Origin of the sequence: Pseudoclavibacter sp. JSM 162008, assembly GCF_041366455.1 — a bacterium.
GTDB lineage: Bacteria > Actinomycetota > Actinomycetes > Actinomycetales > Microbacteriaceae > Pseudoclavibacter.
The window spans coordinates 15406-34412 of the sequence record NZ_JBEWYX010000006.1 but is presented as its reverse complement, the minus strand read 5'-3'; the positions used below and the strand labels follow the sequence as shown (position 1 = coordinate 34412).

The following is a 19007-nucleotide window of genomic DNA, read 5'->3' as shown; positions in this document are numbered from 1 at the left end:
TCTACGAGACCACCTCGGCGCGCGTTGGCTCGGCGGCGCGGGGCGTGCCGGCGCGGGTTGCGGCTGCGCGCCGTCGCCCCCGATCCGAGGAGCCGAGCGCGGCCAGCCTCGTCACGGCGACGACCACGAGATACAGCGCGACGAGCACCAGCACGAGCACAGCGCTCGGGGAAGCCTGGATGCCCGCATCCAGTGACAGCCAGAGTCCCGCCCAGAGACCCACGAGTCCACAGCCGACCGAGACGAGCAGCGAGACGGCGACGATCGCCCACACGCGCCGGACGACGAGGCGCGCGACGGCCACGGGCACGATCAGCAGCGCGAGGACAAGGAGATTGCCGACCGCGCGCGCGGCGGCGACGACCACCAGTGCGATGGCGACGTTCAGCGCCAGCTCGTAGGCGAGCACCCGCAGCCCGGAGGCCTGCGCCTGCTTGCGGTCGAAGGAGACGAGCAGCTGCTCCTTCCAGGTCGCGAGCACCAGGACGATCGCGGCGCCGCCCAGCACGCAGATCGCGACGATGTCGCCGCTCGACACGGTGAGGAGCTGCCCGAACAGCAGGTGCTCGAGGCCCGAGGCGTAGTCGACGCTGCGCGAGACGATGACGATGCCGAGCGAGAAGGCGCCGGCGAGCACCACCGCGATGGTCGCATCCGAGCCGATGCCCTTGGACGTGGCGATCGTCAGGGCCACCGTCGCGAGGAGGGCCGCGATGCCGGCGCCGACATAGACGCCGTCGGTGCCAGCGGCGATGAAGCCGATCACCACGCCGGGGAACACCGAATGCACGAGCCCATCGCTGAGGAACTCGAGCCCACGCAGGGCGAGGGCCGTGCCGACGATAGCGCTCGCGACGGCGAGCACGATGATGGCGATGGCCGCGCTCTGCACGAACGGCAGCTGCAGCAGGACGGAGAGGTCGGTCACACCCGGGCCCGCTCGTGCTCGTCCGCGTCGTCGCCGCCCGGCGCGCACAGCGTGCCATGGGCGCCGCCGTGCGCTTCCGTGTCGGCGGACGTGCCGGAGAAGGCGGCCGCGAGCGCCGCATCCGTCAGCGCCGCAGAGATCGGACCGCCAGCGATCTGCCGCCCGTTCAGCAGCAGCACGTGCGAGCACACCTCATGGGCGAGCTCGAGGTCGTGCGTGGAGACGACGATGCCGACGCCCGTCTCGCGGAGGCGAAGCAGGGTCGCGATGAGCGCGTCCCGGTTCGTGCGGTCGAGGCCGTTGAAGGGCTCGTCGAGCAGGATGAGCTTGGGCTCGGTCGCGAGGGCGCGTGCGAGGAGGGCTCGCTGGCGCTGCCCGCCGGAGAGCTCGCCGAACGTGGTCTTCGCGAGCTCCGTCAGCCCAACCGTCTCGATCACGCGCCGAACCACCTCGCGGTCAGCGGCGCCCGGCCAGCGGAACAGACCGAGGCGACGGTAGCGGCCCATCATGACCACCTGGCTGAGCGAGACGGGGAAGTCGGGGTCGATGTGCGTCGACTGCGGCAGGTAGCCCACCTCGGAAGCGCGAGCCCCGGGAGTCGTGCCGAGCACCTCGGCGGTGCCGGTCGTCGGCAGCAACCCCAGGAGCGACTGCAGCAGCGTCGACTTGCCGGCGCCGTTCGGGCCGAGCAGCGCGACCGCGTCGCCCTCCCCCACCTCGAACGACACACCGGTCAACGCAGGCGCCTCCCTGCCGTAGGCAATGGAGGCGTCGCGGTACGAGACGAGGGGGCTGGGAGACGTCACTGCTGAGCGAGCGCCTCAGGCACGTCGGTCGCTGTCGCGCCCCAGGATTCGATGATCATCTGAGTATTGTGCACCGTCGCGCCGACATACGTGCCGGTGGGGGTGCCCGGCTCGCCGAGCGCATCCGTCGCCAGCGCCTTGTCGCCCGAGAAGACCTTCGCGCCGGTCTGCGCCGCGATGGTCTCCGCGTTCTGCGGCGAGAGCTGCGTCTCCGTGAAGATCGCCTTCACGTTGTGCTCCTTGATCTCGGCGATGAGGGCGTCGATCTCGGCCGCGCTCGGCTCTGCGCTGTCGTCGAAGCTCGGCATGATCGAGCCGACGAACGTGATGCCGTACTGCTCGAGGTAGTAGTGGAGCGCGTCGTGGTTCGTGACCACGACCCGATCGGCCTCTGGCACCGCGTCGACGTTCGCGGCGATCCACGTGTCGAGCTCGGTCAGCTCGGCGTCGTACGCGTCGGCGTTCGCCTGCACCGCGGCGGCGTCGATGCCGGGCAGCTCCTCGAGGTGCGTCGCGATCTCGGTCGCCATGAGCTTCGCGTTGGCGGGCGAGGTCCAGGTGTGCGGGTTGCCTTCGCCCTCGGCGTGGTCGTGACCGTCGGCCTCGGCGGTGGTCTCCTCGGCGTGCGAATGCTCCTCGCCCTCCGCGTGGCTGTGCTCTTCGCCCTCAGCGTGGTCGTGGCCTTCTTCGGCGTGCGCTTCCTCGCCGTGGTCGTGCTCGTGGCTGCCCGAGAGGGTGACGCCGGCGGATGCGTCCACGACCTCACCCGCGTATCCGCTCGACGAGACGGCCGCGTCGAGCCACTCCTCGAGGCCGGCGCCGCTCGAGACGACGAGGTCGGCCGAGCCGAGCGCGACGAGGTCGGCGGGAGTTGGCTCGAAGCTGTGCGCGCTCATGCCTGGCTGCAGCAGCTGCGTGACCTCGACGTTCAGGCCGTCGGTGAGCTCACGCGTGAAGTCGGCGACCTGCGTGGTCGTCGCGACGACCGTGAATGCCTCGCCCTCCGCCGTGGGTGCAGCGGATGCATCGGTGCCGGCGGCCGGGCCGGAGCACGCGGCCAGGGCGAGCGTCGAGAGTCCGGCGAGGGCGGTGAGGGAAGAAGGGCGGAGGTTCACCAGTGGAGTGTAAAACGTACTGAGAATCAATGTCAATTGCGCTCGGGCGCTTCGGCCAGAGTTGTGGGTGGATGCGCCTCCAGCGGGCACCAGAGACGTCGCGCCACAACTCTGTGCGACCCGGCGGACGCGTCAGCAGCCGGCGCCCCGCAAGAGCAGGGCTTCCACCTGCCTCAGTCGAGCAGCAGCGCGGGCTCTTCCACGATCGTCGCCACGTCGGCGAGGAAGCGGCTCGCGACGTCGCCGTCGACGAGGCGGTGATCGAACGAGGCGCCGAGGGTCGTCACCATGCGGGGGCGAACCTCGTCTTCGAACACCCACGGCTTGAGCTTGATGGTGCCGAGGGCGAGGATGCCGACCTCCCCCGGGTTGATGACGGGCGTGCCCGTGTCCATGCCGAAGACGCCGATGTTGGTGATCGTGAACGTGCCGTCGCGCATCTCGGTGGGCGGCGTCTTGCCGTCGCGGGCACGGTAGGTGAGCTGCTCGATGGCCTGCGCCAGCTGGTGCAGGGTCATGGCGTGCGCGTCCTTGATGTTTGGCACGATGAGCCCGCGCGGGGTCGCGGCGGCGAGGCCCAGGTTTACGTAGTGCTTGATCGTGTACTCCTCGTCGGTCCACGCCGCGTTGACGGTCGGGTTCCGGCGGATCGCCCACATCACGGCGCGCGCCACGATCAGCAGCGGCGAGACCTTCACGCCGGCGAAGTCGGGCGACGCCTTGAGGCGCTTCACGAACTCCATCGTGCGGGTCGCGTCGACGTCGGTGAAGAGCGTGACGTGCGGGGCCGTGAACATCGACGACACCATGGCGTTCGCCGTCGCCTTGCGCACACCCTTGACTGGGTGCTTCTCCTCGCGCACCTCGCCCCAGATGGGGGTCTCGAGGTTCTTGAAGACGCTCGCCTGCTGCGCGTGACGGATGACGTCGTCTCGCGTCGTCTCGCCGGCAAGGCCGGTCGGCTCGACCTGCGACAGGTCCACGCCGAGGTCCTTCGCGAGCTTGCGGATGGGAGGCTTCGCGATGATCGGCGATGCGGATGCGGCGGGCACCGACCCGGGCCGTGCCTGCGTCTGCGTTCCCCCGGAGACCGCGACCGGTGCGGGAGCCTGGGCTGGCGGGCGGTGCGACGGCTGGGCCGGAGCCGGGATCTGCGCGGGGCGCGTCGGCTGGGCAGGCGCCGCAGACTTCTTGCGGCGACGGGTGGTGGGCGCGTCGCCCAGGCCGTAGCCGACGAGCACCGAGTTGGCGCCAGACTCGGCGCCCTCGGTGGAGACGGTCGAAGCCGCATCCGCCTGGGCCGCGTCGAACTCGAGGTCGGCGGCGGGGGCTTCGGGCGCCGCGGTGGGCGTCTCGCTGCCGCTGCTGGCGCCGGCGGTCTCGATGGAGAGGATGTGCTTGCCCACGTCGACGGTCTGCCCTTCGCTCGCGAAGAGCTCGACGACACGACCTTCGAAGGGGCTGGGCAGCTCGACGATCGACTTGGCGGTCTCGATCTCGCACAGCGTCTGGTTCAGTTCGACGGTGTCGCCGGCCTTGACGTGCCAGGAGACGATCTCGGCCTCGGTGAGTCCCTCGCCGACGTCGGGGAGTTCGAAGTTCTCGGTGCTCATATGCGTGCTGTCTCTATCTGTGCGTGAGGGTGCGTGCGGGCGTCGGGTGCCGAGGTCAGTACTCGAGCGAGCGGTCGACGGCCTCGAGGATGCGGTCCGCGTCCGGCAGGTAGCTCGCCTCGAGCTTGGCTGGCGGGAACGGCACGTTGAAACCCGACACGCGAAGCACCGGGGCCTCGAGCGAGAAGAACACCCGTTCCTGCACGGTCGCGGCGATCTCCGAGCCGATGCTCGCGTTCGAGGGCGCCTCCTGCGCGACGACGAGGTGGCCCGTCTTGCGAACGGATTCGACGATGGGCGCGTAGTCGATGGGGCTCAGCGAGCGCAGGTCGATGACCTCGATGCTGATGCCCTCGTTCTCGGCCACGGCGGCGGCCTGCAGCGCGACGGCGGTCATGGCGCCGTGCGCGACGACCGTCGCGTCGGTGCCGGTGCGCGCGACGCGGCTCGCGTGCATCCCGGCCGCCGGAGCGCCGAGGCTGACCTCGCCCTTCTGCCAGTACTTGCTCTTCGGCTCGAAGAACATGACGGGGTCGTTGCTCTTGATCGCCTGCTGGATCATCCAGTAGGCGTCGTTGGGCGTCGACGGGGAGATGAGGCGCAGGCCCGCCGTGTGGGCGAAGTACGCCTCGGGGCTCTCCTGGTGGTGCTCGACGGCGCCGATGTGCCCGCCGTAGGGCACGCGGATGACAACCGGCATCTGCAGGCGGCCCTCGTTGCGGTTCGTGAGCTTCGCGAGCTGCGTCGTGATCTGGTCGAAGCCGGGGAAGATGAATCCGTCGAACTGGATCTCGCAGACGGGCCGGTAGCCGCGCATGGCGAGGCCGATGGCGGTGCCGATGATGCCGGACTCCGCGAGTGGGGTGTCGAGCACGCGGTTCGCCCCGAAGTCGCGCTTCAGGTGCTCGGTGACGCGGAACACGCCGCCCAGCGTGCCGATGTCCTCGCCCAGCTGGATGACCTTGTCGTCGTCCTCCATGGCGCGGCGCAGGCCGGCGTTGATGGCCTTCGCGAGCGGCATGGTGACCGTCTCTGGCGCATCCGCGTCAGGTCCGCTCTGCGTGGTGCTCGTGGCGACGTCGGTCATCGGCTTGCCTCCTGGTTCGCGGCCTCGTCGAAGGACGCCTCGTATCGGCGCAGCCACTGCTTCTCTTCCTCGAGCTGCGGGTGCGCGTCGCTGTACACGTTGTCGAACATCGAGTCGTTGTCGGGCTCTTCGATCTCGAAGACACCGCGGCGCACGTCGGCCGCGTAGTCCTTCGCTGCCTCATCGACGCCGGCGAAGAAGTCCTCGCCGACGCCCTGGCCGCGCAGGTAGGCGGCGAGGCGGGCGATGGGGTCGCGGCGGCGCCACGACTCCTCCTCGTCCTTCGTGCGGTACTTCGTGGGGTCGTCGGTCGTGGTGTGCGCGCCCATCCGGTAGGTCTCGGCCTCGATGAAGCCGGGGCCGCCACCCGCGCGGGCCCGCTCGAGGTGCGAGCGTGTCACGGCGAAGCTCGCCATGACGTCGTTGCCGTCGATGTGCGTCGAGGGCATGCCGAAGCCGCCCGCGCGCTTGTAGAGCGGGTTGTTCGCCTGCACGGAGACCGGCACGGAGATGGCCCACTGGTTGTTCTGCAGGAAGAAGACGAGCGGCACCTGGTAGCTCGTCGCGAAGACGTAGGCCTCGTTGGTGTCGCCCTGGCTGGTCGCGCCGTCACCGAAGTAGACGACGGTCGCCTCGTCCTTGTCGAGGTCGCCGGTGCCTGTGGCACCGTCGAACTTCTGGCCGAGCGCGTAGCCGGTGGCGTGCAGGGTCTGCGAACCGATAACGAGCGTGTAGGGACGCACGCCGTGACCTTCCGGCGACCATCCGCTGTGCGTCACGCCGCGCAGCAGGCGGAGCACGTCAACGAGGTCGACGCCGCGCACGAACGCGACGCCGTGCTCGCGGTAGGAGGGGAACACCGCGTCCTGCGGGCGCATGGCGTAGGCGGAGCCGATCTGCGCGGCCTCCTGACCTTCCGCCGGGACGTAGAGCGACAGCTGGCCCTGGCGCTGCAGCATGGTCGACTCGCGGTCGAATGCTCGCACGTAGCTCATGTCGCGGTACGCGCGCAGGTAGTCCTCGGTGCCGAGCAGCTCAAGCTGCTCCAGGAAGGGCTCGGCGGCCTTCGTCGGCTTCACCTCTCCCTCTGGAGTGAGGATCTGCACGGTCTCGTCGCCTGGAGTCACGTCGTGTGGCGCCTTCCTGCTGTTCCGATCCCGAATGCGGTTGCCCGAGATTTCGCCAGTCTAGTTCTCCGCCCCACCGCGATTCAGGAGAAATCCTCCAACAGTTCGGGCGGACCCTGCACGAGATGGACGAGGGCATACCGTCAGCCGACCCAGGCCGTTCTCTCCGGCATCAGGGAGAATACGGGTATGCGAGCCCTCTTGAGCATCATCATCAACGCCGTCGCCCTCTGGGTCGTGACCCTCATCCTGCAGTCGCACGTGCAGGTGATCCCGTTCGAGGACTCGACGTGGGGCGTCATCGGAACGCTCGCGCTCTTCGGCCTCATCTGGGGTGTCGTGAATGCCGTGGTCGGCGGTTTCGTGCGCGTCGTGGCGTTCCCCCTGTACATCCTCACGCTCGGCCTCATCTCCTTCATCGTGAACGGCTTCCTCTTCTGGCTGGTCGGTGTCATCAGCGAGAGCATCGGCTTCGGCATCGAGGTCTCCGGCTTCTGGTGGGCGGTGCTCGCGGCGCTCATCATGTCGGTCATCACGTCGATCCTCGGCGCCTGGGTGCGGGGTGCCGACTCGAAGTTGAAGAGCGACAAGCGCCGCCGCGAAGACTGACCCCGTCGCTCAGAGCTTGATGTCGTCGGGTTCGAGGTTGCTGGTGATCGGCGCGAACTTCTCCTCCAGGAAGCGGTTCGCCTCGTCGAGCGCGGCGTCCCGGTCTGGGAGCGGGTTGAGCCTGCTCACTGTCGAGAGCGTCGTCTCTTCGAGTTCGAACCCCTCGTAGGCGTCGAGAAGTTCGGCCCGCGCCCTCTCGAGGGCCTGGTCGCCGCTGGCGTCTGCCAACCCGGCGGTGTCGAGGTACCTCGTCTGCGAGTGCGCCGCCAGCGGGTCGTCGCCCATCGGCGCCAGGGCGTCGACGTCCGCGACCACGACCGTCGAATCCGAGCCGTCCGGCGCGAGTCCCTGCAGGCCGACGATCGGGTCCTCCCGGTGCTGGATCTCGATGATCGGAGCTTCCCGCCCGCTTCTCCCCTCCTGCTTCTGCAGCTCTGCTCGGAGCCTTTCCGCATCGATAGGGCCTCCGATGGAGACGAGGCCCTTCGTGTCGAACTTGCCGGTGCCGGCGATGGTCGCCGCGACGAGCGCGCCCTGCGAGTAGCCGGCGAACACGACCGCGTCACCCGGGTCGATGCCGGCGACGTCCATGGCGGCGAGCACGGCTGAGACCGACTGCGCGTCGATACCCGCATAGGCGGCGAGGTTGCCGGCGAGGTCGAACGGGTTCCCCGTCGTCCCGTAGGCCTGGTTCGAGGTCCCCGTGATCGCAACCTCGTAGAGCTGCGCGCCGTCCGCGTCCACGTAGCTTGTGATGCGCACCTGGGGCCCGCCGTCGACGGATGGCGGGATGGCGGCGACGAGCTCGTGAAGGCCGGCGGGCGGTGAGGTCCGCCCGTCAAGCGGGACGGCGGTGCTCGTCACACGGAAACGATCGCTCGGGACGAGACCGGCAACACCCGCACCCGCGAGCGCCCATGACACGAGAGTGCTGCCGTCAGCTCCGTGCACGGGCGGAAGACCGAGAAGGCCAAGGGCGAAGTCGTCGGCGTTCTCGACGGTCACGCGAATGAGGTCCTGGATGCGCGGGTCGCTCAACGTGGGCGCGTCGCCGGACAGTGCTACGACCGCAGCGATGCCGGCCGCTGGCCCGAGGAGCGCGACCGTGAGCGGCACCGAGCGGCCGAGCGCGTTGGCGACGCTGGCACCGACCGCATCGATCACGGCCCGAGAGAGCACCTCGGCACGTTCGTAGAGCTCAGCCGCGAGGAGGATGCGGTCGCCCAGCGAGGAGAGCTGCAGCTCGAGCGGCGCTCCTCCATAGAACGCCACCTCGGCCTGTGCGGACGAGGCCGCGAACGACAGCCCGGAAGAACTCAACCAGGCGTTCGGGGGCATCCACTCCTGCGCGGCGAGGATGGAGCGCAGCGCCGTGAAGTCCACCGCGAAGAGACCGGCGCGGGCGGCGACGGCTCGGACGTCACTCGCGCCGATGACAACAAGCTCGCCACTCACAGCGCGCTCAGCCCCGCGGATTCGAGGGCGAGGGCGTCGTGCACCGATCGGTAGTCCTTTTCTGCGAGCACGGCCGCGGTGGCGGCGAGCGAGATCGCATCGGCGAGCAGTCCCGCCTCGAGCGCGAGGCACCGCTGCGCAGGCGAACTCCACGTGTCCGAGTTGGCGAGCAGTCTGAGCCCAGTACAGATGTCGCGAGCCCCGGAGTCGAACGCCTGCAGTGCTCGAGCATTGTCGAGAGCCACCTGCTGCAGTTCTCGGAGGATCTGCGCTCGGACGGCGTCGACGGCCGGCAGGGTGGGGCCGATCACCGGCAGCGCGATGTGAACGGTTGGCATGGTCTCTGGCATTAGCTGCCGTCCTCTCGTTCTTCGAAGGCTTCGATCCTCGAACGCGAACGCGCACCAGAACGGATGCACCGGCTGCGGTGTGCACAGCGTCACGTCCACAGGCGAATGGTCTGCAGAGTGGGGCCGGGTTCAGCGTCGTCGGAGAAGAGCGGATGAACGGGCACGCGGATGTGCGCGGAATGCGTGACAATGGGCGTCATGGCGAAAAACAGCAGGGACGCGGTCTTTCGCATCATCTTCGTCTGCACGGGCAACATCTGCCGCTCCCCGATGGCCGAGGTCATCTTCCGCGACATGGTCGAGAAGCTCGGGCTGGGCAGCGCCGTCAGCATCGCATCCGCCGGCACCGGGGAGTGGCACGTCGGCGAGAAGGCGGACCCCCGCACGCAGTCGGCGCTCGAGCGGGCCGGATTCACGGCCGAGAACCACCGCGCGAAGCAGTTCGAGGTCGACTGGTTCGACACGTTCGACCTCATCGTCACCTTCGACCGCGGCCAGCGGCGCATCCTGAAGGCGTGGGCCTCCGACGACGAGCAGCGCTCGCTCGTGCAGCCGCTGCTCACGTTCCACCCGGCGCCTCCAGGCGGGATCACGGAAGTCCCGGACCCGTACTATGGCAACGACCAGCTCTTCGACCACGTGCGCGACATGATCACGAGCGCATGCGAGGAGCTTCTTCGCCAGATCGAGCCCGTCGTCCGGTCGGCGCTCACGTCGCGCGCCGGATCGTCCTCATCCCAAGGAGCACAATGAGCCCCCTCCCTCCCCAGATGCTGAGTCCCCTCGACTCGCGGTACCGCAAGAGCGTCGAAGGTCTCGGCGAGCACCTCTCCGAGGCCGCCCTCAACCGGGCCCGTGTGCACGTCGAAGTCGAGTGGCTGCTGTTCCTCACTGACCGCGAGATGTTCGGGTCGCACAAGATCGACGCTGACAAGGCCGCCGCGTTGCGTGCCGTCGTCACCGACTTCGGCCAGAAGGACATCGACGAGCTCGCCGAGGTCGAGGCTCGCACGCGCCACGACGTGAAGGCCGTCGAGTACTACGTGCGCGCCCGCCTCGAGGAGCTCGGGCTGAGCGAGCTCGCCGAGCTCACCCACTTCGCGTGCACGAGCGAGGACATCAACAACCTCTCGTACGCCGTCACCATCCGCGACGCCGTCACCGACGTCTGGCTGCCTTCCGCTTCTGGGCTCGCGGACCGCATCGCCGAGCTCGCCGTCGAGCTTCGGGATGTTCCCCTACTCTCGCTCACGCACGGCCAGCCCGCGACGCCGACCACGCTGGGCAAGGAGCTCGCCGTGTTCGCGCACCGCCTGCGCCGCCAGCTGAAGCGCGTCGAGGCAACCGACTACCTCGGCAAATTCGCCGGCGCGACCGGCAACTTCGCGGCGCACCAGGCGGCGAGCGCCGACACGAACTGGGAGCAGCTCGCCGACGAGTTCGTCACGGGTCTCGGCCTCAGCTGGAACCCGCTGACGACGCAGATCGAGTCGCACGACTGGCAGGCCGAGCTGTACGCCGACGTGTCGCGCTTCAACCGCATCCTGCACAACTTCTGCACCGACGTGTGGACCTACATCTCGCGCGGCGTCTTCCGCCAGATCCCGCAGGCGGGGTCGACGGGTTCGTCGACGATGCCGCACAAGATCAACCCGATCCGCTTCGAGAACGCGGAGGCGAACCTCGAGATCTCGAGCGCCCTCCTCGACTCGCTCGGCTCGACCCTCGTCACGTCTCGCCTGCAGCGCGACCTCACCGACTCGAGCGCGCAGCGCAACATCGGTGTCGCGTTCGGCCACTCGCTGCTCGCGCTCGACAACGTGACGCGCGGCCTGCGCGAGATCGCCGTCGACGAGGAGCTGCTCGCGAACGAGCTCGACAGCAACTGGGAGGTGCTCGGCGAGGCGATCCAGACCGTCATCCGCGCCGAGATCGTCGCGGGGCGCTCATCCATCGCCGACCCCTACGCCGTGCTGAAGGACCTGACGCGTGGCCGCCGCATCGGCAAGGCCGAGCTCGTCGAGTTCGTGACGGGTCTCGACATCGGGCAGGACGCGAAGGACTCGCTTCTCGCGCTCACGCCCGGCAGCTACACGGGCGCCTCGTCGCGCCTCGTCGACCACCTGAGCTAAGCGCTCAGGTTCCAGCTCTACTTGCTGGTGGGGGCCTCGCCCGACGTCGTCTCGTCGAGCGGGGCCTCTTCTGCGTCTGCAGTCGGGGCGGATGCGGGGGCATCCGTTGTCGGCGTCGGATTCTGCTCCGCGACAGGCTCGGCGGTTGCTGTGGGCTCGGCGGTTGCTGCGGGCTCGGGAGCCTCGGAGTCTGCGACGACCGGCTCGCTGCGCACGGCTTCGTCGGCGGCCGCCCGCTTCGCCGCACGGCTCTCCTCGCCTTCGTCGCTGCGCGAGACACCCTGCTCGGCGTTCTCGAAGCGGTCGAGGTAGCGCTCGGCGTCGGGGTTCGGCGAGTAGGAGAGCACGAGCATCGCGATCACGAGGATCGCTGCGATGAAGGCGACCCCGGCGAAGACGAGGGCGAGCACGAAGTCCTGCGTGGTGAGCAGCAGGATGAGGAGCACGAATCCGGCCATGACGGCGGAGATGCCGAGCAGTTCGAAGGGCTTCAAGACCGCGCGGCGCTTGGGTTGTGTCACTGGGGAATCAGGCTTTCTTGGTGAGTTCTGGCTTGGCGGCCGGCGCATCGGCGAGGATGCCGCGAAGGGTGATGCCTTCGATGACCAGCAGCACGCCGAGCACGGCGAGGTACGCGCCGACGTAGCCGACGGTCTGCACGGATGCGGTGAGGCTGCCCTCGACCTGCTCGAGTCCGCCGTAGTCGACGCGCAGGTCTGGTGGGATGATCGCGACGAGGAGTCCGAGCAGCACCGTGATGGCGCCGGTGATGAGGACCTCTCGGGAGAAGAACTTGGTGGCGCGGCCGACTCGGGCGCTGATGAGCTCGAGCGCGCCCGTGACGAGCGCCCAGGTCGCGACGGTCGCGATGAACGCGGCCGGGGTTGCGTGCTCGATCTCGGCCGTGCCCATGAAGAGGGCGAAGCCACCGGCGAGGGCTGAGACGACGGCGCGCACGAAGGTGAGGGCGCGGGCCGGGTGGTCCCTGAAGCCGACGGCCTCGAAGCCGATGAGCACGCCGGATGCGAGCGCGAACGCCCCGAAGGTGATGAACCCGAACGAGGCCGAGTGGTCCTGCGAGAAGGTGATGACGGCGGCGATGATCAGCGCGGGCACGGCGCGGGCGATCATCGACATCCACAGGCGTTCCGGTACCGCGGTGGGCCCCACTTGCATCGTCATCGTTCGCTCCTCACGATCTGCGGCCAGTCTACCCAGTGGGTCGTGTGTGGCTCCCCGGCGGGTCAGGCCGTCACCGTGTTGCAACCTGGGCCCCGCCATCCCGGGCCGAACGCGCCTGCTGCGGTCTCGCTCAGCGGACGTCGACGAGTCCGGCGCGGATGCCCCAGAGCACGACCTGCAGGCGGTCCCTCGACGCGGTCTTCTGGAGCAGCCCCGCGAGGTGGTACTTCACCGTGGTGGGTTCGACGTACAGCTCGCCGGCGATCTCGGCGTTGGACAGGCCGCGCGCGAGCAGCCCGAGCACGTCGAGCTCCCGTTCGGTCAGCACGATCTGCGGCGGCGCGGCAGCGAGAGCAACAGGTCGCCGCCTGTCGGCGAATTCGTGGAGGATGCGGCGCGTGAGCCGCTGGTCGAGCGTCCCGTGCCCCGCGGCCACCGAGCGGACCGCGGCGAGCAGCGTCGCCTCATCCGCGCCCTTCAGCAGGAACCCGGCAGCCCCGGCCTCGAGCGCCGCGAACACGTCGGCGTCGACGTCGAAGGTCGTGAGGATGAGCACCGCGGCGCCGAGCGATGGGTCTGCAGCGATCATCCGCGTCGCTTCGATGCCGTCGGTGCCTGGCATGCGGATGTCCATGCAGACCACATCGGGGTTCAGCTCGCGAGCGAGCCGGGCCGCTTCTGCACCGTCGGCGGCTTCGGCGACGACCTCGAAGTCGGCCTCCGCGCCGAGGATGACGGACAGCCCGGCGCGCACGACCGCCTGGTCGTCGGCGATGAGGATCCGGATCATGATGCCTCCCCGTCTCGGTCCACGCCTCGGCCTGCGCCGCCGATCGTGAGCTCGTTGCGCCAGCCGCCGTCGCTCGTTTGTCCAGTCTTCAGAGTCGCCCCCACAAGCTCGGCCCGTTCGGCCATGCCGGAGAGCCCGTACCCCGGCTGCGCGGGCGCGCGCGGCGCGACCGCATCCGGTGCAGGCCCTGTCGGCGCGTTCGCGACGACGATGGCCACCTCGCCCTCATCGAAGCGGACGCTGACGTCGCTGCGCGCACCCCGAGCATGCCGGGCCGCGTTCGCCAGGGACTCCTGCACCATGCGGTACGCGGCGGCCTCCGTCAGCGGGCCGAGCGACCGAGGCGCACCGATGACGCGGAATCCGACGACCTGGCCCCGCTCCCGTGCGGCATCGACGAGCGTCGCGATACCGGCAAGATCCGGGGTGGGGCTCGGGCGATCTGGCCCGCCGTTCGACTCGTCGTCGCTTCGCAGCAACCCGACGGTGCGCCGGAGGTCGACGAGCGTCGTGCGTGCGTCATCTTGGATGCCCTGCATCATGGCCCGCGCACGCTCGGGATCGGAGCGCGTCAGGGTCGTCGCCGCCTGCGCACTCACGATGATGCCCGACAGGTGGTGGCCGGCGATGTCGTGCAGCTCGCGTGCGAGCGCGGTGCGCTCTGCCCGGAGCTCGCCGCGCGCCCGCTCCACCTGCCGCTGCTCGGCCATGCGCGCCTGCTCGCGGAGCGCATCCGTCAGCCGCTCCCGCCCGAGCACGTAGTCGGCGACGCCCGCGGGAAGGACGTAGAGGAGCAGGATGCGCAGGAGCAGCGTTGCAGTGAGGACGAGCGGCGCCTCGCGCGACCCGAGGAGCATCGCGACGCCACCGACGGTGGTCGTCGCCGCGGCCCCCACGACGAGCGCGATGAGCGCGGATCGCCGGGGCAGGTGTCGCACGACACGGTACGAGGCGATGCCCACGGCGAGCGCGCCGATGCCGAGCTCCCCGGCCGTCGTGCCGAGGATGGCGAGGTCGAGGCCGACGACCGCCCCGAACACAGGCAGCGGTCGGAGGCGGCGCGGCCAGAGCAGCAGCGCCTGCACGGCGATGAGACCCGCCAGCAGCAGCGGTGACCCGGTTCCGGGAACCGACGCGAAGAGTGCGCGATCCCAGGTGCCGATCGCGAGGAATCCGACGGCTCCCGCCAGCACGAGGAGACTGGGCGTCGCTGACCAGAGGGCGCCGATCACGGCCGAGTTCCGCGGCGATGAGCGCATGACCCGATTCAACCACGTCGGGTGGTGGCCGCCGACGAGGCCACCACCCGACGCGAACGCGTCGTCTGCTACTGCCCGCACAGCGTCTCGTCGAGGGCGTCGATGACCATGCGGTAGTGCGCGAGGAGCTGCTCGTTGTCGTCGGCCGACACGACCGCCCAGGGCAGCGCGGTGACGGCGATCGTCACGGCGGTGCCGTCCGGGCCGATGGCGTTGCGAGTCTGCGTTCCGGGGATGTCTCCCCCGTGTCCCCACGCGACTCCGCCGCAGGACAGCGGGTAGCTCTGCACGCCGAGGCCGTACGCGGCCCCGGGAGTCAGCTCGTCTCCCGCGGGTACGGTGGTCTGCATCTCGGCGATCGACTCCGCGCTCAGGAGACTGCCGTCGAGAAGGGCCCGCATGAAGGTGTTGAGTTCGGACGGCGTCGACACGAGAGCTCCGGCGGCCCAGCCGAACGCGGGGTCCAGGTCGGTGATGTCCCGGAAGTCGCCAGGCGTCTCCGCGTGGTAGCCGCGGGGGTGCTCGCCGCGCAGCTGCCGCTCACCGGGTGCGGGCAGGTAGGTGTGCTCGAGGCCGAGCGGTGAGGTGATGCGCTCCTCGATCTGGGTGGCGAGGGCCCGGTCGGTGACGGCCTCGATCATGAGCCCGAGCACGAGGTAGTTGGTGTTGCTGTACGCCCACTTCTCGCCCGGGGCGAAGGCCGCGGGACGCTCGAACGCGACGTCGAGCATGTCCCTGGGGGAGATATAGGTGTGCTGCGCGCCGAACGCGTCCGCGGCGATCTTGTCCGCGTATTCGGGCAGGCCGGCGGTGTGCTGGAGGAGCTGGCGCACTGAGATCTTCGTGCCATCGACCCCGTCCCCGGTGACGAGGCCGGGCAGATACGTGTTGATCGGCTCATCCAGCGCCACCTGCCCCTCTTCGGCGAGCTGCAGCACGATCGTCGACACGAACATCTTCGTGTTGCTGCCGATGCGCACCTCCCCGTCAACGGGTGGAGCCTCCCCCGCGGCGAGGTCTCCCTGTCCGAGGGCGAGGTTCGCGCTCCTGCCCTCGGCGTTGGTGACGGATGCGAGAACGCCAGGGTAGCCAGCGTCCACGAGCGCCTGCATCGTCGCCTCGTGCGGGTCCGGGCCGACATCCGCGTTGGCGTTCGCACTGTTCGACCACGCACCGACGCCGATCGCGCCGGCCGCCAGGACGCCGGCGGTGGCGATCACCGCGGTCAGCTTCCTCGGGCGGCCGCTCAGAACGGGGGCTGTCGGATCGGTGGGCTGTGCGTCTGCGGTTCGTTGCGTTTCCATGCCTCCAGCGTGACGAAACGCGCCGCCCGGCACCCCATCCCTGCGAACAGTCGCGCCTGCTTGCGTGGCCAGTCCGCTCGCGGCTCCCGGCTCCAACGTCAGCGATGCAGGCCCGGACCGCCGTCGACGTCGTGACCGTAGAAGTACTTGACTCCGGCCCGCCACGGAAGGGCGAGGAGCCGCTCGGCGTACTCGGTGAACGCCGCGACGTCGTCTGGCCCGACCGTGCTGCCGATGGTGGGATGCGCGAGGCCCGAGCAGGTCGCAAGAAGTTCCGCGTTCGGGCGGATGAGCACCGGACCCCCGGCCGCAGCTCGATCGACTCCTTCCAGGAATTCATCGAGGAAGATCTGCGGGGTGAATTCGGCCCCGCGGAAGACGTAGGTCGCGGGGACGTCGGCCAATGCCGCTGTCATCTCACCCGCCCACGCGTCGACGGTCGAGTCTTCGTCGTAGAGATCGAACTCGACTCCGGACAGGTCGAACCCGCTGTCCGTGGCGACCTCGAAAGTGATGTCATGGATCTCGTCGAAGACCCGCGCAAGCTCGACGTACCGGACTGTGGCTGCGCGGGCCAGGAGCACCCGGCCGGAACCGGCGTACACGGATCCGTCGTCGTTGTCGGGCAGGACGAACAGGCAATCGTCCGTTGCTTCGTATTCGGTCGCGGTGGCCAGGATCAGATCGAGGAGCCGGAGCTTTTCCTCACGCCCGAGCCAAGCGATGTCGCCGCTGTAGGTGTCGAGCAGTTCAGCGCGGCCTGTGAAGTCGCCGAGTTGCGCGAGGGCGAGCCCTGTTTCGAGTTTCGCTGAGGGGGATGACGCGTCCGCCCAGGCATGATGCAGCGCTTCGAGCTGAGTGGCGTCTGGAGCGGGTCCGAACATGCGAACACGCTAGTGGTCAGGCCTCTGAGCGCTGCGGTGGGCGCACCACTCTGACGACGGGTTCAGTTTCGCCCGATACCCGCTAGCTTCGAGGCCGACCGAACCGCCGCGGCCAGGATCGTCTGCCGCGCACTTCCCAGCGGGAGACGCGGCGCGCACTGCCAGATCGTCATTCAGGCACCGGTCGTGGCCCCCTGCGCTCGATCCTCTCGATTCAGGAGTCTCAGCGCGAGCGCGAACATCATCGGGCTCAGGGCATCGTAGAGATGAGACAGCGCTGCACGGTCTCCCCAGCCCACGAGCGCGAGGCCGGCGTTCAACGCCTCATGCCCGAGTCGGATCCTGCATCGGCACGTGACCGATCTGCCATGACAGTGCTCATCGTGCGCCACCTCGCGGAGGCCCGCAACTCGATCTGGACCGATCTGAAATCGACGTGGTGATTCTCTCTCCGCGAACGCTCCGAAGCCAGCGGCTTTTCCTTGAGCACTAGAACTCCTCAGTTAGGTAACTGACCTAAGTCGAGAGGGTGCTGGCCCTGAATTTCCTGAGACCACATTGCTCTGCGCATCCTCAACCGCCTGAGACTCGAGGCGAGTGCATGACCTACGTGACCGGAACCCCTCCACGGGCGACGGCACCGATGAGGGGTTCCTCGCCCGCTGCGCGGCAACGGTCGAGGCCGTGGACGCGGCACAGACACGCGCGAACGCGATGCCCGGCCTCTGGGGCGGCGACCGCGCCTCTTCCTCGCGGCGATCCCGCACGGGCACGCACAGCACCCGTGCTGTCCTCGATGCCCTTTGCCTCTACATGGCTCAGGCCGCGCAGCTCACGGTCGAGGCCGACGTGCGCCGCATCTCCGCCGACACCGGGTACGGCCGCACCACCGTCCACGAGGCACTACGTCGCCTCGCCACCCCCACCGACGAGGCCTCCCCCGAGTCGGCCTGGATCGTCCGCGAGGGAACCCCGGAGGGCGCCCACGCGCAGCGCTACCGCCTCTCCCAGAAGTTTTCCACAGGGGCAGGAGTGGGCAACCGGACACAAGTGCGTGCACGCCCCGCCGCAGCCTCCCCCCTGCCCGCTCGAAGCCAGCACATCGCCCGGCTTGCGAAGAACCTCCAGACGCTCGCGCACGACACCTTCGCCGCTCCTCGCAGCTTGGGTCGCACCGCTGGCCTCGTCTACAAACACATTGACGAAGGGTCTGTGCTTACCGTCGACGAGGTCGCCCGCAGTACCGGCCTCGACGCCCGCCGCACCCGGCAAGCCCTCCGTTCCCTTCACCTGCACGGTCTCCTCTCCCGTACCGATTACGGTTGGGCTCGGGAAGAAATCAGCTCCGTTGACGTCGTGGCGCACGCCCTCAATGTCGCGGGGCATCTCGCAGCTCGTCGAGCGCGCTATGCCGACGAGCGGCACTGCTGGGCGTGGTGGCAGGCTGAGGTGCAGTGGATGTCGAGGCGCGGGAAACAACGCCGTCGACGCCGCTCCCCCACGGCCGCTCAGCTGCTCAGCGTCAGCGACCGGCCGGACTATCCGAGATACCCCCGCAGCGAGGGTCGAGGCGACCACCGAGCCGCGCTCGCGCTCGTGCGGGCTGGCACCGTCGACGCTCCAGCGCTGCGCGCCGCGTGAATCTTTCGACCGAATCGAATTTCTGAGTTCTACGCTGACGACATGTGCGGCCGATACGTCATCGCGAAGACCAGCAGCGACCTCCTGTTCGAGTTCGACGCGGGCGGTGAGTTCGAGTGGGAGCCCGCCTACAGCATCGCTCCCACGAACTCCGCGCCGATCCTGCGTCAGCACGACGGTGAGCGCGAGTTTGAGAACGCCAAGTGGGGGTTTCGGCCGTCCTGGGCAAAGGCCGGCGGCCCGCCCCGCATCAACGCGCGCCTGGAGACCGTGGCAACGAACGGCCTGTTTCGGGGCGCTTTCGCGGGCAGCCGCTGCATCGTGCCGATGAGCGGCTACTACGAGTGGGAAGAAGTGGAAGAAGGTAAGCAGCCGTACTTCATCTCCTCCCCGGCGGCCGTGCTGGCCGCAGCAGGGCTGCAAGCTGCGTACAAGGATGAGAACGACGAGTGGCGCTCCACGTTCACGATCATCACCCGCGAAGCCAAGGACGCCTCCGGCGAGATCCACGACCGCATGCCCGTGTTCCTCGAACCGGCGATGTTCGACCGGTGGATCAGCGCTGAGAAGATCGAGCACAAGGACGCGATGCTGCACGAGCTCGACGAGACGTCGGCGGCCGTGGCCGCGACGATCACCACGCACCCGGTTTCTCGAGCCGTGAACAACGTCCGCACGCTCGACCGCACCGATGCCAGCCTCATCGAACCCATCACGCTCTAGCG

Annotated in this window: 19 protein-coding genes; 5 read left to right on the top strand and 14 right to left on the bottom strand. The window is 69.1% G+C overall.

Features of this window, described 5'->3' with window-relative positions:
• Position 1: 1 nt before the first annotated feature.
• The 6 genes from ABVF28_RS06585 to ABVF28_RS06560 form a co-directional block, all read right to left on the bottom strand.
• The gene (locus ABVF28_RS06585; RefSeq protein ID WP_371029899.1) at positions 2-928 is read right to left on the bottom strand and encodes a metal ABC transporter permease; all 927 of its coding nucleotides are present in this window, start codon (positions 926-928) and stop codon (positions 2-4) included.
• Positions 925-1734, bottom strand: a complete 810-nt coding sequence (locus tag ABVF28_RS06580) for a metal ABC transporter ATP-binding protein (RefSeq protein WP_371029898.1) — start codon at positions 1732-1734, stop codon at positions 925-927. The genes ABVF28_RS06585 and ABVF28_RS06580 overlap by 4 nt, the downstream gene beginning before the upstream one ends.
• Complete coding sequence (locus ABVF28_RS06575; RefSeq protein ID WP_371029897.1) at positions 1731-2849, bottom strand: metal ABC transporter substrate-binding protein; 1119 nt, start codon at positions 2847-2849, stop codon at positions 1731-1733. Before ABVF28_RS06575 ends, ABVF28_RS06580 begins: the two co-directional genes overlap by 4 nt.
• Before the next feature lie 173 nt (positions 2850-3022).
• The gene (locus tag ABVF28_RS06570) at positions 3023-4462 is read right to left on the bottom strand and encodes a dihydrolipoamide acetyltransferase family protein (RefSeq protein ID WP_371029896.1); all 1440 of its coding nucleotides are present in this window, start codon (positions 4460-4462) and stop codon (positions 3023-3025) included.
• Positions 4463-4517: 55 nt separating this feature from the next.
• The gene (locus ABVF28_RS06565) at positions 4518-5483 is read right to left on the bottom strand and encodes an alpha-ketoacid dehydrogenase subunit beta (protein ID WP_371030022.1); all 966 of its coding nucleotides are present in this window, start codon (positions 5481-5483) and stop codon (positions 4518-4520) included.
• A 62-nt stretch (positions 5484-5545) separates the two neighbouring features.
• Positions 5546-6676: a thiamine pyrophosphate-dependent dehydrogenase E1 component subunit alpha gene (locus ABVF28_RS06560; protein ID WP_104313376.1), complete on the bottom strand. Its 1131-nt coding sequence runs from the start codon at positions 6674-6676 to the stop codon at positions 5546-5548.
• Positions 6677-6865: 189 nt separating this feature from the next.
• On the opposite strand from ABVF28_RS06560, the gene ABVF28_RS06555 reads away from it, so the two are divergent.
• Positions 6866-7285 carry a phage holin family protein gene (locus ABVF28_RS06555; RefSeq protein WP_179555535.1) on the top strand — a complete coding sequence of 140 codons (420 nt, stop codon included), beginning with the start codon at positions 6866-6868 and terminating at the stop codon, positions 7283-7285.
• Positions 7286-7294: 9 nt separating this feature from the next.
• Here the strand turns inward: ABVF28_RS06555 and ABVF28_RS06550 are convergent, their stop codons facing one another.
• Together ABVF28_RS06550 and ABVF28_RS06545 are read right to left on the bottom strand one after the other, a co-directional pair.
• Positions 7295-8740 carry a hypothetical protein gene (locus ABVF28_RS06550; protein WP_371029895.1) on the bottom strand — a complete coding sequence of 482 codons (1446 nt, stop codon included), beginning with the start codon at positions 8738-8740 and terminating at the stop codon, positions 7295-7297.
• Positions 8737-9090: a hypothetical protein gene (locus tag ABVF28_RS06545; protein WP_371029894.1), complete on the bottom strand. Its 354-nt coding sequence runs from the start codon at positions 9088-9090 to the stop codon at positions 8737-8739. Before ABVF28_RS06545 ends, ABVF28_RS06550 begins: the two co-directional genes overlap by 4 nt.
• 198 nt (positions 9091-9288) lie before the next feature.
• On the opposite strand from ABVF28_RS06545, the gene ABVF28_RS06540 reads away from it, so the two are divergent.
• Positions 9289-9843: a low molecular weight protein-tyrosine-phosphatase gene (locus ABVF28_RS06540; RefSeq protein ID WP_306455441.1), complete on the top strand. Its 555-nt coding sequence runs from the start codon at positions 9289-9291 to the stop codon at positions 9841-9843.
• Positions 9840-11222, top strand: a complete 1383-nt coding sequence (gene purB / locus ABVF28_RS06535) for an adenylosuccinate lyase (protein ID WP_371029893.1) — start codon at positions 9840-9842, stop codon at positions 11220-11222. Before ABVF28_RS06540 ends, purB begins: the two co-directional genes overlap by 4 nt.
• Before the next feature lie 17 nt (positions 11223-11239).
• Here purB and ABVF28_RS06530 read toward each other — a convergent pair whose 3' ends face one another.
• From ABVF28_RS06530 to ABVF28_RS06505, 6 genes are all read right to left on the bottom strand, one after another.
• Entirely contained in the window at positions 11240-11743 is a 504-nt protein-coding gene (locus ABVF28_RS06530) for a hypothetical protein (RefSeq protein WP_371029892.1), read from the bottom strand.
• A 7-nt stretch (positions 11744-11750) separates the two neighbouring features.
• Positions 11751-12404 carry a hypothetical protein gene (locus tag ABVF28_RS06525; RefSeq protein ID WP_371029891.1) on the bottom strand — a complete coding sequence of 218 codons (654 nt, stop codon included), beginning with the start codon at positions 12402-12404 and terminating at the stop codon, positions 11751-11753.
• Positions 12405-12534: 130 nt separating this feature from the next.
• Positions 12535-13194: a response regulator gene (locus ABVF28_RS06520; RefSeq protein WP_371029890.1), complete on the bottom strand. Its 660-nt coding sequence runs from the start codon at positions 13192-13194 to the stop codon at positions 12535-12537.
• Complete coding sequence (locus ABVF28_RS06515) at positions 13191-14534, bottom strand: histidine kinase (RefSeq protein WP_371029889.1); 1344 nt, start codon at positions 14532-14534, stop codon at positions 13191-13193. The genes ABVF28_RS06520 and ABVF28_RS06515 overlap by 4 nt, the downstream gene beginning before the upstream one ends.
• Positions 14522-15757 (bottom strand): serine hydrolase domain-containing protein, encoded by a 1236-nt coding sequence (locus tag ABVF28_RS06510; RefSeq protein WP_371029888.1) that lies wholly within the window; start codon positions 15755-15757, stop codon positions 14522-14524. Before ABVF28_RS06510 ends, ABVF28_RS06515 begins: the two co-directional genes overlap by 13 nt.
• 98 nt (positions 15758-15855) lie before the next feature.
• Complete coding sequence (locus tag ABVF28_RS06505) at positions 15856-16641, bottom strand: hypothetical protein (protein WP_371029887.1); 786 nt, start codon at positions 16639-16641, stop codon at positions 15856-15858.
• A 597-nt stretch (positions 16642-17238) separates the two neighbouring features.
• Here ABVF28_RS06505 and ABVF28_RS06500 point away from each other — a divergent pair.
• Both ABVF28_RS06500 and ABVF28_RS06495 read left to right on the top strand, forming a co-directional pair.
• A complete protein-coding gene (locus tag ABVF28_RS06500) occupies positions 17239-18282 on the top strand; it encodes a hypothetical protein (protein ID WP_371029886.1) in 1044 nt (347 codons plus the stop codon).
• A gap of 42 nt (positions 18283-18324) precedes the next feature.
• Positions 18325-19005, top strand: a complete 681-nt coding sequence (locus ABVF28_RS06495) for an SOS response-associated peptidase (RefSeq protein WP_371029885.1) — start codon at positions 18325-18327, stop codon at positions 19003-19005.
• Positions 19006-19007 lie beyond the last annotated feature (2 nt).

Coding starts and splice junctions, on each gene's coding strand:
- ABVF28_RS06570 (WP_371029896.1), bottom strand. CDS start 4,462: ATGAGCACCGAGAACTTCGAACTCCCCGACGTCGGCGAGGGACTCACC.
- ABVF28_RS06565 (WP_371030022.1), bottom strand. CDS start 5,483: ATGCCGCTCGCGAAGGCCATCAACGCCGGCCTGCGCCGCGCCATGGAG.
- ABVF28_RS06555 (WP_179555535.1), top strand. CDS start 6,866: ATGCGAGCCCTCTTGAGCATCATCATCAACGCCGTCGCCCTCTGGGTC.
- ABVF28_RS06545 (WP_371029894.1), bottom strand. CDS start 9,090: ATGCCAGAGACCATGCCAACCGTTCACATCGCGCTGCCGGTGATCGGC.
- ABVF28_RS06540 (WP_306455441.1), top strand. CDS start 9,289: ATGGCGAAAAACAGCAGGGACGCGGTCTTTCGCATCATCTTCGTCTGC.
- purB (WP_371029893.1), top strand. CDS start 9,840: ATGAGCCCCCTCCCTCCCCAGATGCTGAGTCCCCTCGACTCGCGGTAC.
- ABVF28_RS06525 (WP_371029891.1), bottom strand. CDS start 12,404: ATGACGATGCAAGTGGGGCCCACCGCGGTACCGGAACGCCTGTGGATG.
- ABVF28_RS06520 (WP_371029890.1), bottom strand. CDS start 13,194: ATGATCCGGATCCTCATCGCCGACGACCAGGCGGTCGTGCGCGCCGGG.
- ABVF28_RS06510 (WP_371029888.1), bottom strand. CDS start 15,757: ATGGAAACGCAACGAACCGCAGACGCACAGCCCACCGATCCGACAGCC.
- ABVF28_RS06505 (WP_371029887.1), bottom strand. CDS start 16,641: ATGTTCGGACCCGCTCCAGACGCCACTCAGCTCGAAGCGCTGCATCAT.
- ABVF28_RS06495 (WP_371029885.1), top strand. CDS start 18,325: ATGTGCGGCCGATACGTCATCGCGAAGACCAGCAGCGACCTCCTGTTC.